This window comes from Enterococcus sp. AZ179 (assembly GCF_050498885.1).
In the GTDB taxonomy this organism is placed as follows: domain Bacteria; phylum Bacillota; class Bacilli; order Lactobacillales; family Enterococcaceae; genus Enterococcus_D; species Enterococcus_D entomosocium.
In genome coordinates this window covers 3,065,949-3,079,822 of sequence record NZ_JBMHEO010000001.1, presented here as the reverse complement: position 1 = coordinate 3,079,822, position 13,874 = coordinate 3,065,949, and the positions used below count along the sequence as shown (strand labels likewise).

14 protein-coding genes are annotated in these 13,874 nt (G+C 41.3%); 3 read left to right on the top strand and 11 right to left on the bottom strand.

The window, feature by feature from the left end:
- Positions 1-50: 50 nt before the first annotated feature.
- Positions 51-1,049, bottom strand: coding sequence for a catabolite control protein A (ccpA, locus tag IGI88_RS14430; RefSeq protein ID WP_008378470.1), 999 nt, complete (start codon positions 1,047-1,049; stop codon positions 51-53).
- 194 nt (positions 1,050-1,243) lie between these two features.
- On the opposite strand from ccpA, the gene IGI88_RS14425 reads away from it, so the two are divergent.
- Both IGI88_RS14425 and IGI88_RS14420 read left to right on the top strand, forming a co-directional pair.
- On the top strand, positions 1,244-2,344 hold the full coding sequence (locus tag IGI88_RS14425; protein ID WP_086316226.1) for a M24 family metallopeptidase: 1,101 nt from the start codon (positions 1,244-1,246) through the stop codon (positions 2,342-2,344).
- Positions 2,345-2,398: 54 nt separating this feature from the next.
- Positions 2,399-3,277, top strand: a complete 879-nt coding sequence (locus IGI88_RS14420; protein ID WP_086316227.1) for an NAD-dependent epimerase/dehydratase family protein — start codon at positions 2,399-2,401, stop codon at positions 3,275-3,277.
- Positions 3,278-3,360: 83 nt separating this feature from the next.
- Here the strand turns inward: IGI88_RS14420 and IGI88_RS14415 are convergent, their stop codons facing one another.
- The 6 genes from IGI88_RS14415 to hprK form a co-directional block, all read right to left on the bottom strand.
- Positions 3,361-4,041: a YtxH domain-containing protein gene (locus tag IGI88_RS14415; protein ID WP_005235400.1), complete on the bottom strand. Its 681-nt coding sequence runs from the start codon at positions 4,039-4,041 to the stop codon at positions 3,361-3,363.
- Positions 4,042-4,055: 14 nt separating this feature from the next.
- On the bottom strand, positions 4,056-4,481 hold the full coding sequence (locus IGI88_RS14410) for a DUF948 domain-containing protein (RefSeq protein ID WP_005235398.1): 426 nt from the start codon (positions 4,479-4,481) through the stop codon (positions 4,056-4,058).
- A gap of 160 nt (positions 4,482-4,641) precedes the next feature.
- A complete protein-coding gene (galU, locus tag IGI88_RS14405) occupies positions 4,642-5,559 on the bottom strand; it encodes a UTP--glucose-1-phosphate uridylyltransferase GalU (RefSeq protein ID WP_008378473.1) in 918 nt (305 codons plus the stop codon).
- Positions 5,560-5,576: 17 nt separating this feature from the next.
- The gene (locus IGI88_RS14400) at positions 5,577-6,605 is read right to left on the bottom strand and encodes an NAD(P)H-dependent glycerol-3-phosphate dehydrogenase (RefSeq protein WP_008378474.1); all 1,029 of its coding nucleotides are present in this window, start codon (positions 6,603-6,605) and stop codon (positions 5,577-5,579) included.
- A gap of 75 nt (positions 6,606-6,680) precedes the next feature.
- Positions 6,681-7,511 carry a prolipoprotein diacylglyceryl transferase gene (lgt, locus tag IGI88_RS14395; RefSeq protein ID WP_005235390.1) on the bottom strand — a complete coding sequence of 277 codons (831 nt, stop codon included), beginning with the start codon at positions 7,509-7,511 and terminating at the stop codon, positions 6,681-6,683.
- 14 nt (positions 7,512-7,525) lie between these two features.
- Positions 7,526-8,461 carry an HPr(Ser) kinase/phosphatase gene (gene hprK / locus IGI88_RS14390; protein WP_005235388.1) on the bottom strand — a complete coding sequence of 312 codons (936 nt, stop codon included), beginning with the start codon at positions 8,459-8,461 and terminating at the stop codon, positions 7,526-7,528.
- Between the two features lie 157 nt (positions 8,462-8,618).
- Between hprK and IGI88_RS14385 the strand changes: the two genes are divergently transcribed.
- Positions 8,619-10,319, top strand: a complete 1,701-nt coding sequence (locus IGI88_RS14385) for a M3 family oligoendopeptidase (RefSeq protein WP_008378475.1) — start codon at positions 8,619-8,621, stop codon at positions 10,317-10,319.
- A gap of 63 nt (positions 10,320-10,382) precedes the next feature.
- Here IGI88_RS14385 and IGI88_RS14380 read toward each other — a convergent pair whose 3' ends face one another.
- The 4 genes from IGI88_RS14380 to phoU form a co-directional block, all read right to left on the bottom strand.
- On the bottom strand, positions 10,383-10,742 hold the full coding sequence (locus IGI88_RS14380) for a phage holin family protein (RefSeq protein ID WP_005225788.1): 360 nt from the start codon (positions 10,740-10,742) through the stop codon (positions 10,383-10,385).
- On the bottom strand, positions 10,742-11,050 hold the full coding sequence (locus IGI88_RS14375; RefSeq protein WP_005235384.1) for a PspC domain-containing protein: 309 nt from the start codon (positions 11,048-11,050) through the stop codon (positions 10,742-10,744). The genes IGI88_RS14380 and IGI88_RS14375 overlap by 1 nt, the downstream gene beginning before the upstream one ends.
- A gap of 49 nt (positions 11,051-11,099) precedes the next feature.
- Complete coding sequence (liaX, locus tag IGI88_RS14370; RefSeq protein WP_008378476.1) at positions 11,100-12,662, bottom strand: daptomycin-sensing surface protein LiaX; 1,563 nt, start codon at positions 12,660-12,662, stop codon at positions 11,100-11,102.
- A gap of 525 nt (positions 12,663-13,187) precedes the next feature.
- A complete protein-coding gene (gene phoU / locus IGI88_RS14365) occupies positions 13,188-13,865 on the bottom strand; it encodes a phosphate signaling complex protein PhoU (protein ID WP_008378477.1) in 678 nt (225 codons plus the stop codon).
- Between the last annotated feature and the right edge of the window lie 9 nt (positions 13,866-13,874).

Here is a 13,874-nt window from a genome sequence, read left to right as displayed (position 1 = left end):
AAGTGGAACAACAAAGCGTTGCTCCACTAGTCTTTTTATTAAATCGCTGCTTATTTCGTAGAGCTTTTTTCTGAAATACCGTAAGGCAAGACGATCGTTTTTTGTTCTACATCTTCTTTGTTCATCATTTTAGTTAATAGACGCATCGCAACGGCACCCATATCATACAATGGTTGCGTCACACTTGATAAGCGTGGACGAGCTGCTTCAGCCAATAATGAGTTGTTGCTGGTGATGATCTCGAAATCCTCAGGAACTTTAACGCCTTTGTCTAACAAACCATCTAAGACGCCGATCGCTAACTCATCGTCTGTAACATAAGCTGCTGTTGCACCACTGTTGATGATGCGATCAACTAATGCTAAGCCTTCTTTAAAGCTGTATGGTGATTCAAAGATCAACCCTTCAGAATAGTCAAGGTTGTTTTCTTTCAAGGCTTCTTTATAGCCTTTCAAGCGGTTTTGGCCATTGATTGGATCGATCAAAGCACCGCTGACAAAAGCGATTTTTTGATTGTTTTTCGCCAATAATGAAACAGCATCTTTGGCAGCTGCTGTGTAATCGATATTGACACTTCCTACTTGTTCATCAGGATCGATCGAACCAGCTAAAACGACTGGTGTTTTTGAGCGAGAGAATTCCCCGCGAATTTCATCCGTGATGCGATGACCCATGAAGATAACGCCGTCCACTTGTTTTGCTAACAAGTTGTTCAATACGTTGACTTCTTTCATCGTATCGCCATCAGAGTTGGCTAAGATGATATTGTATTTATACATGGTCGCTACATCATCGATCCCACGAGCAAGTGATGAGAAGAACATATTGCTGACATCAGGAATGATAACACCAACAGTTGTGGTCTTTTTACTTGCCAACCCTCGAGCAACTGCGTTTGGACGATAATCCAAGCGGTCGATCACTTCCAGCACTTTCTTACGAGTTGCTGGTTTTACATTTGGATTTCCGTTGACTACCCGTGAAACAGTTGCCATCGATACATTCGCTTCCCGTGCAACATCATAAATCGTAATTGTTTGTTTTTCCATGATATATCTCCCTTATTCTATTTTCAGAAAATCTTATTTACATTTCTTTGTTAGGATAGCAAATTTTTTCTGGATTTGCAACCGTTTTAATTTTGTTTTCATGAAAACTTAGCAATTTCCTACTTTCCCCTCCCCTATTCTCTTCGAAAGCATGATAAAATAGAAAAAGAATACTTGAAAGAAGGTTTTATCAAATGAATGATAAAAAAATCAATGAGTTAAATGCCTGGTTGAAAACCAATGGCGCCGATGTTACCTATATTTCTAATCCAGCAACGATCGCTTATTTTTCCGGTTTTAAAAGTGAACCTCATGAACGGGTCCTTGCTTTGTTCGTCGCACCTGGAAAAGATCCCTTTCTTTTCACACCAGCTCTGGAAGTAGAAGAAGCAAAAAATAGCGGCTGGCCCTTTGACATTATCGGTTATCTCGATAGTGAAGACCCTTGGGCGAAAATCTGCCAAGAATTGACCTCTCGTTACGAGGTTTCTTCCTTGGCATTAGAAAAAAATGACCTTTCCGTCGAGCGCTATGAAGCATTGAAACGGTTCTTGCCAAAAACCGATTTTTCTTTAGATGTGACCCCGGTGATTCAAAAAATGCAATTAACAAAAACCGCGTCTGAGATTGACACCTTACTAGAAGCTGGCAACTGGGCAGATGTTGCTTTTGAGGTTGGGTTTGCTGCCATCAAAGAAGGCGTTAGCGAAATGGCAATCGTGGCAGAAATTGAGTACGAGTTGAAAAAACGTGGGGTTTCCCATATGTCCTTCGATACGACCGTATTAGCTGGTGCCAATGCAGCAAGTCCTCATGGCGTACCTGGGGATCGCAAAGTGACTGCCAATGAACTCGTCTTATTTGATTTAGGAGTCATCTGGAAAGGGTATTGCAGCGATGCAACCAGAACGGTTGCCTATAAAGAACCGACTGCATTACAAAGAAAAATTTATGACATCGTCTTAGAGGCGGAATTGGCCGCTCAAGCAGCAGTTAAACCTGGGATCACCGCTGGAGAATTAGACAAGATCGCTCGTGATGTGATTACGGGTTATGGCTATGGCGACTACTTCAACCATCGTTTAGGTCATGGCATCGGGACCACGGTTCATGAGTTCCCCTCTTTGATCACTGGCAATGATTTAGTGATTGAAGAAGGCATGTGCTTCTCTATCGAACCAGGGATTTATTTGCCAGATCAAGTCGGTGTTCGTATTGAAGATTGCATCTATGTCACTGCAGATGGCTGTGTACCATTTACCAAAACAGAAAAAGAATTGTTGATTTTATCTTGATTCTTTTAATGAAACGGCGCAATATGTTGGAATTACATGAAAAGGAGTGTTCTTATGAGTAAAAAAGTGTTGGTTTTAGGCGGCACGCGTTTTTTCGGTAAATATTTGGTTCAATCTTTAGTGGATCAAAGCTATGATGTCACGATCGCTACCAGAGGGAAGACGACTGATTCTTTTGGGGATCAAGTCAACCGACTTGTCTTTGATCGCACGGATGAACAAAGTATCAAAACGACGTTGACACAAGAAACCTATGATGTTATTTACGACAATATTGCTTATACTTCAAATGATATTGAGATTCTGTTGCGTCATGTAACACCCAAACGCTACATTGTCACTAGTTCGATGTCTGCCTATCATGAACTGCACTTCGATTTGAAAGAAGCGGATTTTGATCCTGCCAAAGAAGCGGTCAAAATTGTTTGCTCTGAGGAAGTCAATTATGCTGAAGGCAAGCGAACCGTGGAAGAAATCCTGACCCAAAAATACAGTCAGATCCCCTCCGTTTTTGTCCGCTTTCCTTATGTGATTGGTGCAGATGATTACACAAAACGTTTTACCTTTTACATTGACCATCTTATAAAGCAAAAGCCAATGGCTGTCGATAATCTAACGCATCAAATGGGCTTTGTGGATGCCCAAGAAGCTGGTAAATTTTTAGCGTTTTTAGGTACCAGCTCTTTCACAGGACCCATCAATGGTGCGTCAAAAGGTACGATCTCTTTAGAAGAAGTGCTGCAATACGTATCGAAAAAAACCGGTCTTTCCCCGCTCTTTTCAGAAACAGCCGATCAAGGCCCTTACAATGGTACACCTGCTTATTCGATCAATGTGGCGCTCGCTGAGGAAACTGGTTTTTCATTCAGTCAACTGCAGGATTGGATCTACCAACTTTGCGATTGGGAAATCGCCCAAGCATCAAACGAATAACTACTGAAATCACAAAAAAACGTTCGCCGATTTAACTGGCGAACGTTTTTATCTTTTAAAGTAATCAAATTTTGTATCCTTGCTTATGCTTCAGGATTGTTTTTTTCTAATGTATCTTTTAATTCTTCTTTTGCATCTTCCAAGTCAGCTTTAGCTTCTTTTGTTTCTGCTTTCGCTGTTTTTTTGGCATCATCCGCTGCTTTTCCAGCTTCTTTTTTCAAATCAGCTGCGGCTGCTTGACCGTCTTTTTTGGCTTCTTCAACTACAGGTTTTGCTTCTTGTGCCCCTTCTTTGACGGTTTGTTTCATATCCGCTGCAGAAGATTTTGCATCAATGATGATATCTTGGACTGTATCATCTGCATCTTCTTTGGCATCTTTCGCTGTTTCTTTCACATCGCTTGCTGATTTTTTGAAGCGTTCTGATAGGTCACCTGCTTGTTTCTTTAACTCTTCAACGGTTTCTTCTGATGAACCAGCTGCTGTTTCTTTTAAGTCATCGACTTTCGCTGTTAAAGAACCGGTAAAGTCAGATGCTTGCTCGCTTAATTTTGCTGCTTTATCTTTAGCGATATCGACAAGATCCGTACTTCTTTCTTTGGCTAAATCACCATAATCAGATGCTTTATCTAATAAATCGTCTGCTTGTTTTGCTAATTTATTTCTTAATGTTTTACCAGATTCTGGCGCCAACAAAAGTGCTGCTGCTGCTGCCGCTGTTCCTCCGATGATTGCTCCTAATAAAAATCCGCCTTTTTTACTCATTGAAAGTCCTCCTTTTATTTTTGGTTATTTTTGTCTTTGAAAAATTTCATGGCTGTTTGACCGACTTTTCCAGCTACCGTTGCTTTGGCAGTGGTCCGGCCAAGACTACCCACGCGCGTAATTAAATTTTTTCCAGAAACATTTAGTTCTGAAACACTGGTACTTAGATCTGCAACTGCTGTGAACAAAGGATCGATGGTTGCGACTTTTCCGTTCACATCTTGTAAAAGCTCATTCGTTTTTACCAATAGACCTTCAACCTCTTTTGAAAGAATATCAACATCTTTGGTAATGACACGGATGGTTGTGTTTGCTTCTTCGACCGTTTTGTCTACTTTGGTCATTGTCTTGCTGACTTGCATCAACAAACGAACGACGAAAATGACCAATACGACAAATGCGATCGCAGCAATCAATGCAGCTAGTTCTCCTCCTGACATAGAATGGCTCCTTTCCCCATTTACTTATATTAAGAATAGCATTTCACTGCACTTTCTACAAATAAAAGACTGCATTTTTAAGAAAATTATCCGCTTTCAACAGGAAATAATAAAAAAACAAAGCAATTTCATCAGAAATTGCCTTGTTTAGGAGTTTTTGTTATTTTTTTGACTCTTTCGGTGCTTCTTTGACTTCTTTTTGAGCCGGAGCTAGTTCTTTTCCTAACTCGATCAAATACTCTTTCAAGTTGTCTTTGACTTCAGGGTGTACTAAACCATACTCAATACTTGTTTTTAAGAAACCAAATTTGTCTCCTACATCGTAACGCTTGCCGGTAAATTGATGAGCAAACACGCGTTGGGTTTTGTTTAATGTGTCGATGGCATCCGTCAATTGGATCTCGCCGCCAGCACCAGGTTCCTGATTGGCTAAAATATCAAAAATTTCAGGGGTCAGCAAGTAGCGGCCAATAATTGCTAAATCACTTGGCGCATTTTCTGGCGCTGGTTTTTCAACAAAGTTTTTGACATTGAACAAACCTTTTTCAACTTCCATACCAGGATCAATGATTCCGTATTTTGATGTATCTTCATGAGGAACATCCATGACAGCGATCGTTGATGCATGCGTTTTTTCATAATTATCGATCAGCTGTTTCGTCAATGGCACTTGATCTTCCATCAAGTCATCACCTAGCATGACTACAAACGGTTCATTTCCGACAAATGCCCGCGCCTGTAATACGGCATGGCCTAATCCTTTCGGATGAGATTGGCGAATGAAATGCAGATTTACGTCAGTTGTTTCTTCCACTAATTTCAAAAGCTCTGTCTTGCCTTTTTCTTTTAGATTCATCTCTAATTCTAAATTGGCATCGAAATGGTCTTCGATCGGACGCTTTGCTTTTCCTGTTACGATCAAAATATCTTCGATCCCTGATTGTAAAGCTTCTTCCACGATAAATTGGATCGTTGGTTTGTCAACGATCGGCAACATTTCCTTTGCCATTGCTTTTGTAGCTGGTAAAAATCGGGTACCTAGACCGGCTGCTGGGATAACTGCTTTTTTGACATTCATGTGACTCGCTCCTTTAATCATAATGATTGATCTACCGTAAATTCGTTTTCTTCTTTGCCGTCTCGCAGCATAATATCTTTAGCTGCTTGCTTGATGTCTTTGCCTTCATACAAGACCGAATAAATCGTTTCTGTGATTGGCATTTCCACTGACAAAGCTTCTGCTAATTCGCGGGCAGCTTTGGTGGTTGAAACTCCTTCAACGATCATGCCCATATTGTCTAACACTTCGTCTAAGCTATGGCCTTTTCCTAATAGGTTTCCGGCACGCCAATTCCGCGAATGGACACTGGTACACGTGACGATCAAATCGCCAACACCACTCAATCCGATAAAGGTTAATGGATTTGCACCCATTGCCACACCGAGACGACTGATTTCTGCTAACCCACGGGTCATGATCGCAGCCTTCGCATCATCCCCAAAGCCCAGTCCAGCAATCGCTCCGGCACCAATAGCGATGATGTTTTTCAGCGCGGCACCAGTTTCGACACCGATCACATCGTTATTGGTGTAGATTCTAAAGTAATCATTCATAAATAGCTCTTGTACATATTTAGCAGCCGATTCATTTTCTGAAGCTGCCGTGATCGTGGTAATATCATGGACAGCGACTTCTTCGGCATGTGATGGTCCTGACAGGACAACGATTTCTTGCCGTTTATCGGCTGGGATCTCTTCGGCAAGTACTTCTGAGATTCGTTTATGACTGCCTTGTTCTAATCCTTTTGAGGCATGGATGATGACTGGTTTACCGGTTGTCTTCTTAGTGAATTCTTGTGCCACGGCACGAATCGCTTTGGTTGGTACTACAAACAAGACAGCATCCGCCCCTTGGATCGCCTCTTCTAGATTTTTGCAGCCTAAAATATTTTCAGGTAATTTCAAATCAGGCAAATAATGCCGATTGGTATGATACGTATTGATTTCATCGATTTGGGCGGGATTGTTGCCCCAAATAGTCACTTCATGTCCGTTTTCAGACAAGACTTGTGCCAAAGCAGTCCCCCATGATCCGGGACCTAAAACGGCGATTTTCTGTTTCACTATGGAAACCTCCTCTATCCTTTTCGCAAATTCATGCACTTTATCATTTTACCATAATTTCGATAAAATAACTGTTTAGATAATCGTTTGGTTTTTGCCAAAGCTGCGATTGTAGTCTTTTAAAGTTTGGTTTTTCCGACGCCAGATCAATAGCCCAATCGCTCCAAAAAATAATAAAGCGGAAAGTGCTTGTGACACACGGATATCCCCAAATAAGTATAAACTATCGGTGCGCATTCCTTCAATAAAGAAGCGTCCGAACCCATACCAAATTAAGTAGCTCAAGAAAACTTCGCCTTCTTTTAATAACCCAGTTTTCTTGCGCAAGAAAATCAAAACGATAAATCCGATCACATTCCAAACCGATTCATAAAGAAACGTCGGCTGCCGATACGCTTCGTCGATATACATATTATCGATAATAAATTTCGGTATATACAAACTTTCTAAGAAGGAGCGGCTGACTTCTGCTCCAAATGCTTCATGGTTCATAAAGTTGCCCCAACGCCCGATGCCTTGTGCCAATAGGACACTTGGTGCGGCGATATCTAAAAAGGTCCAGGGAGAAATAAAATTTCGTTGGCAGAAAAAGTACAGCCAAATCCCCCCGGCGATCAATGCACCATAGATAGCGATCCCACCAGACCGAATATTGAAAATTTGACTTGGGTCATCAATATAGTATTGCAAGTCAAATAGAATATAATAAAGCCGTGCACCAATGATCGATACTGGCAATCCAATCAACATAAAATCAGTCACATCATCTGGCTTGAGCCCGACACGAACCGCCTCTCTCGTGCTTAACCACATAGCAATGATCACGCCTGATACGATAATGATCGCATACCAATAAATCGGCAAACCAAATAGTTCAAATGCGACTCGATTTACTAAACCTAACATCTATCTTATCCTCTCTAGTTTCCAGAATTTTCTTCGATCAATTGCGTCAATCGATTTTCAAAGGTCTTCGTAGCATCATAACCCATCGTTTTCGCCCGGAAATTCATGGCAGCAACTTCGATAATGATCGCAACATTTCGACCAGTTTTTACGGGGATTTTGATTTGTGGTACATCAACGCCACCAATTTCAACCGTCGTATCATCGGTTCCTAGTCGATCATACTTTTTGTCTTTCGCCCAAGCTTCTAAATACACCGCTACTTGAACCTGCATATACCCTCGTACGGCACTGGCACCAAAAAGATTCATGACATCGATGATCCCGATTCCCCGGATCTCGATCAAGTGTTGCAAGATTTTCGGCGGTTCCCCCACCAAAGTCAATTCATCTTGCTTATACACATCCACACGGTCGTCAGCGATCAACCGATGCCCACGTTTGATCAACTCTAATGCTGTTTCGCTTTTACCAATTCCGCTATCGCCTTGGATCAAAACGCCCAAGCCATAGACATCCACTAATACCCCATGGACACTGGTTCTTGTTGCTAAACGCCCATCGAGAAAACTAGAAAGCTCTCCTTGCAGACGTGACGTTGAGATGGGCGAACGTAGAATCGTAATCTCATGTTCTTTGCAGGCTTGAATCATTTCTGCTGGTACTTCCAAGCCGCGAGAAACAATAAATCCCGGTGTATCATCGGCACACATTTTGCGCATCACCATCAAGCGTTCTTCTGGCATCATTCGTTCCGCAAAGGTGATCTCTTTGCTGCCGAATAATTGCAGACGATCATGGGAATAGTAATTAAAATAACCCGTCAATTCCAAACCAGGTCGGGAAATATCGCCGGTAATGATTTCTCTTTCTAAACTGTTTTCAGTTCCTTCAACTATCTCTAAATTTAAAGCCTCCGCCAGCTCGCTGACTTTGACGGTTTCTGCCATAGGTTTTCCCTCTTTTCTCAATGATTCTTGCCGCTGCTTCTTGTAAACGACACTCTGGTTCTATTTTATCATTCTATCAGTAAAGTTACTACCTTCGCCAATAGAAGTCCTCATTCTTTTTCGTTTGTGTTATTATTTTACTAAGGAGGGATTTTTAATGAAATTTTCAGCATACACGTATCAACGCCCTGATTTTCCAGTCTATCAAGAAACATTCAAAAAAGCATTAGCAAACCTTCAGTCAGCCGATACCTTCTCGGAGGCGAAGCAAGCTCTTGATGCTTTGAACGAACTAAGAGGAACGATCGATACCGCAATGAACTTGGCTTCGATCCGTTATTCGATCGATACCAACGATGCCTTTTATGAAACAGAAGACACTTTCTGGAATGAATACCAGCCTCATTTTGAAGCTCTGGATTTTCAATTCTATCAAGCACTCTTGGCTTCACCGGTCTTAGATGAATTAAAAGCCGAATATCCAGAAACACTTTTCTTGTTTGCCGAAAGCCGCGTGAAGCTTTTTGATGATGCCTTGATCGAATTGTTTCAAAAAGAAAACCAATTGGCTTCCGATTACAGCAAATTGGTCGCTTCTGCCCAAATCGACTTCCAAGGAGAAACCTATACCCTCGCACAACTGCGACCATTTACCGAAAATAAAGATCGCAGCGTTCGTAAAGAAGCGTTTGAAAAGCAAACGGCTTTCTTCACGGAAAATGAAGACCGTTTTGATCAAATTTATGACGAGATGGTCAAGGTTCGTACCGAGATCGCCCACAAGCTCGGCTTTGAAAATTACGTCGCCTTTGCGGATACCCAAATGAATCGTTGGGACTATGATCGTTCAATGATTGAGACCTATCGTCGTGAAATTTTAGAAAAAGTCGTCCCAATCACCCAAAAACTGTACCAAAGACAGGCACAGCGTAATCAATTGGCACAAGCAACTTTTACCGACTTGCCACTTGTTTATCCTAGTGGCAACGCAGAGCCTAAAGGAACACCTGAAGAACTAGTGGAAAAAGCCCGTGTGATGTATCAGGAACTATCCCCTGAAACTGGCGAATTTTTTGACTTTATGGTCGAACATGACTTGCTTGATCTCCTCAGCAAAAAAGGCAAACAATCTGGCGGCTACTGTACCTTTATCCAAGAATATCAATCGCCATTTATCTTTGCCAACTTTAACGGTACTTCGGGCGATGTCGATGTTTTGACCCACGAAGCTGGCCACGCCTTTCAAGCCTTTCGCTCTCGTTGGATCAAAGAACCAGAAATTTTGTTTCCAAATTATGAATCTTGCGAGATCCATTCAATGTCGATGGAGTTTATCGCTTGGCCATGGATGGACGCCTTTTTTGGAGAAGAAACAGAAAAATACAAATTTGCGCATCTTGCTAGCAGCCTGCAATTTCTGCCTTATGGCGTTTTAGTAGATCACTTCCAACAAGACGTTTATGAGCATCCTGAATGGACACCATCACAGCGCAAAGCCCGTTGGCGGGAATTAGAGCGCCAATACTGTCCAGAACGGGATTATTCAGAGTATCCAGACCTTGATCGTGGCTTGTATTGGTTCAGACAGGGGCATATTTTTGAATCACCTTTCTACTATATCGATTACACATTGGCACAAGTGTGTGCGTTCCAATTTTGGTATCGATTCATCGTGGCAAAAGACGAAACCGCTTGGCAAGATTATTTGGCCATTTGCGAAGTCGGCGGCACGAAAACATTTCTTGAGATCCTGGCTCTGGCTCATCTACGTTCACCTTTTGAAAAAGGAGCGCTTGATGAAACGTTACAGGCAGTAGATACGTATCTGTCAGCCATCAAAGAAGAACAGTTAAACTAAAAAAAGACGTTTCCGTTTCTCCACTAGCTTCTTAGCTAGTAGGAGAAAACGTGAAACGTCTTTTTAACGTGAATATTTTTCGATATGGTGTTCGGTCACGATCATATTGATCACTGACATGATCAGTGCCACTAATAAAGCAGCCCCAAACGAGGAAAAGCCGAAGTTGGCTGACCCAACAAAATACGAAGTCAAATTCAGCATGAGCGCATTGATCACAAAGGTGAAAAACCCAAGCGTCAGTAAAGTCAATGGAAATGAAATGACGATCAGAATTGGTTTAATCAAAGCATTCAGGATCGACAGTACAAAACTGGCGATCACTGCAGTCATAATGCTTTGAACGTGGATCATATTTGGTAATAGAACCGCCAATGTGACAAACGTCAGTGTATTCATGATAAGCCGTTGAAAATAAGACACTAGAAGTCACTCCAGTCCTCATCCTCTACCTTTTCCGCTTCTTTACGGGGACGATTTGCTTCATTGTATTTGTTTTGTTTGTAATATCGATTGTCATGACCATATCCTGAGGTGCTCTTGCGTCCTGAAGGAATCAAGACCGCCATGATGATATATAAAGTGATTCCAGGGAACCCAGCAGTCACTAAAGATAGAAAGACATAGATCACGCGAACGATAGTTGGATCGATTCGCAAGTATTCTGCCAGACCCCCTAGAGTCCCTGTAATGACGACGTTATTGGCTGATTTTGTTAATTTTTTGTTCATTTATCTACACCTTCCTTCTTTTCTTTAATGAGTGTATACTCAACTATTCTTATTTATCTGTATCTTTGATAAAGACATTTCCTGTTGTTGTGGATAGATCGATTTGTGCGACTTTATCGGCAACCCGACGGAATTGCAATAGTTGGTTTAGGCGTTCTTTTTTCTCCCGTACAACTTCCATCTCACTTAAGCGATTGTTAATGCTACCTAAACTTGTTTTGGCGATCCCTTCAAAACCGATCCCTGCAGGTAATGCTACTTTAACATTGCCATTTACAGAGCTGGCGTTTAATTTTTGGACCGTTTCTTCTTTGTAGGTCACACGGATATTGCCGTTTACTAAAGAAATACCGGTGTTTTGTGGTGTGGCTGTCAACGTCACGTCGCCATTCACTGTTTCGATGATGGCATCTAAAATCTCACCCTCTTGAACAGTGATCGTTCCATTCACGCCTTCAATCTCTAACATCGATGCGTTTACTTTGCGGAAATCGATATTGCCATTTGTTGATTTTGTATAAACATCTTTTGCATCCAATTCAATGAATGTAACATTTCCGTTCAATAGTTTTACTGCCACATGATCATAGGTACGTTTTGGTAAATAGAAAACCAGATCGGCACGAATGCGTTTGTTTGGAATTTGGAAGGAGATGCGTTCATCATCGACATTGATTTGGCTTCTTGCTTCAAAAGCATCGAAAGGCTCCGCCGCATCCATTTTACCATATAGTTTGATTTTGGCATCTACTTTGACACCTGGTTCATCCCATAATTGGAAGGAAACATTGCCGTTGGCTAACTTCACATCGATCAATGTCGCTGCCGTTTCGTCATAGCTGAATGTGTGTTCAAATTTCGTCGCTGCAACACCGGGAACTTTCAAGTTGATATCTTTCCATTCCATGTTGTCGTTAACAGAATCCGTTACTGCTCGAACCGTTTTCTTCAAGAAGTGTCCGAAGTGGGTGCTGGCATCGACCATTTTTTCACTTACTTGATTGATAGTATCGGTCGCTTGCTCTTTCCAATCTTCTGGAATATCTAATTTTTGAGAGATTTTCTCTTTCGTTTGAGACCATTGGTCTTTGCGAATATTTTTTAGTTTTGCTTCCAATTCTGCTTTTTCTTCGGTTAAGCCATCTAACGTTTCTTCTAAGCTAGTAATGGTCGCTTCTGTTTCATGACGTGTTGCCAATTCCTCTTCTGACAATTGATCCAATTCTTCTTTGGTATTCAATTGCATCAGAGTTTCTTGCGCTTCTTTTAATTCTTCTTTGACGCCAAGAATTTCAGCATTGATTTCGTCCAACTCAGCAGATGCTTGGTTGGCTTCCGTTGCTAAGCCATCAAGAATCTTTTCAAGATTTTCTTTGTCTTGCGCTTCGTTTTGACGAAGTTTTTCTTCGCCGTCAAACGTGAACATCTCATCGTCATTTTCAGTATCATCAAATGGGCTTGTCGCATTCTTATCCGCGGTTACCTCAGCAGCAGCTTTGTTAATTTGTTTTTCGTCTTTGGCTTTTGCCATACCTTCTAGTAAATCTAAGGCTTCTTCTGTAGAAAGCACACCTTTTTTTACTAGATCCAATATACGTTCTCTTTCGTTCATGGAAATTGCCTCCTTCAGCAAATGTGTGATTGCAAGTTTAGCTTACGAACCTATTATGCCTTGTTTTTGCAAAAGTGTCATAGGTCTTAAGTACCAAGTTTTTCTCAATCTGCAGATTGGCAAGCAGAACCGGCACTTTTCTTCGTTACTTTAGGCACAAAACGATCTTCCTTATCTTAACAGTACCACGAAAAACCATTGGAAACAAAAGTTTCAGCTAATAGCAGCCTTGAGGAATAGGCCTGCTAGAGTAAATGATCTATTGTTCATTTCACTGCGGGTCGGGGATGAAAAGAGCAGAAGGTTCAACTTGAAAAATTCGGTTACGATAGAATCGATTTCCATTGTCCATCTTTAGGGAAGCCATTTTATAATTTGTCTATCTTGTTCACGTCATCTATTTCAGTGATTCTTCCAAATCAAAAAGACCGCCGAGAGAAGTTACTCCTTAAAGGTCAACTTCTTTCGGCGGTCTGTCCCATCTCTTTTAAAAGAGATAAGTGATCAAGAACCTAAGCTGGTTTCTTAAATCATTTCCGTACGGTTTGTATTCAATTCACTGATTTTTCCAGTAGCAAGATACACGATCCATTCACAAATATTCGTTACGTAGTCACCGATACGTTCTAAGTACTGTGCAACAGATAAATAATCGGTTCCACTAACAACGGTTTCCGGATTTTCTTTCATACTCTCGATCGTTTTGTAATAGATGTCTTTGTAATACTCATTGACCCGATCATCCATTTGGGCGATCATACGGGCATCTTCTTGGTCAGTTTTTACATAGGCAACTAAAACATTATCGACCATTTTCTTCACATAATCCGACATATCAGAAATTTCTTTTTCGATTTCAGCGATCCGTGTTTCACCTTTGACCCGAATCGTTGACTTCGCGATCGATACTGCATGGTCTCCCATTCGTTCCAAGTCAGAGCTGGCTTTCATTACAGTAATGATCATTCGTAGATCGGTGGTTACTGGTTGTTGCAAAGCAATCATTTCAAAGCTCTTTTTCTCCAAACGAACTTCCATATTGTTGATCGCCAAATCATTTTCAATCACTTCTTGAGCAATTGCTTTATCATGTCTGACATATGCTCGTACGGATTTGTGGATCGCGCTGCTGACTAGCATCCCCATCTCATAAAATTGATTGTGTAGATTTAATAATTCTTCTTCAAACTGTGTACGCAACATCCCTTTTCC

Excerpts from the sequence above, each read along its gene's own strand:
- galU (WP_008378473.1), bottom strand. The coding sequence starts at position 5,559 with ATGAATGTCAAAAAAGCAGTTATCCCAGCAGCCGGTCTAGGTACCCGA.
- hprK (WP_005235388.1), bottom strand. The coding sequence starts at position 8,461 with ATGGCAGAAACCGTCAAAGTCAGCGAGCTGGCGGAGGCTTTAAATTTA.
- ccpA (WP_008378470.1), bottom strand. The coding sequence starts at position 1,049 with ATGGAAAAACAAACAATTACGATTTATGATGTTGCACGGGAAGCGAAT.
- IGI88_RS14410 (WP_005235398.1), bottom strand. The coding sequence starts at position 4,481 with ATGTCAGGAGGAGAACTAGCTGCATTGATTGCTGCGATCGCATTTGTC.
- IGI88_RS14425 (WP_086316226.1), top strand. The coding sequence starts at position 1,244 with ATGAATGATAAAAAAATCAATGAGTTAAATGCCTGGTTGAAAACCAAT.
- phoU (WP_008378477.1), bottom strand. The coding sequence starts at position 13,865 with ATGTTGCGTACACAGTTTGAAGAAGAATTATTAAATCTACACAATCAA.
- lgt (WP_005235390.1), bottom strand. The coding sequence starts at position 7,511 with ATGTTAGGTTTAGTAAATCGAGTCGCATTTGAACTATTTGGTTTGCCG.
- liaX (WP_008378476.1), bottom strand. The coding sequence starts at position 12,662 with ATGAACGAAAGAGAACGTATATTGGATCTAGTAAAAAAAGGTGTGCTT.
- IGI88_RS14415 (WP_005235400.1), bottom strand. The coding sequence starts at position 4,041 with ATGAGTAAAAAAGGCGGATTTTTATTAGGAGCAATCATCGGAGGAACA.
- IGI88_RS14385 (WP_008378475.1), top strand. The coding sequence starts at position 8,619 with ATGAAATTTTCAGCATACACGTATCAACGCCCTGATTTTCCAGTCTAT.
- IGI88_RS14375 (WP_005235384.1), bottom strand. The coding sequence starts at position 11,050 with ATGAACAAAAAATTAACAAAATCAGCCAATAACGTCGTCATTACAGGG.
- IGI88_RS14420 (WP_086316227.1), top strand. The coding sequence starts at position 2,399 with ATGAGTAAAAAAGTGTTGGTTTTAGGCGGCACGCGTTTTTTCGGTAAA.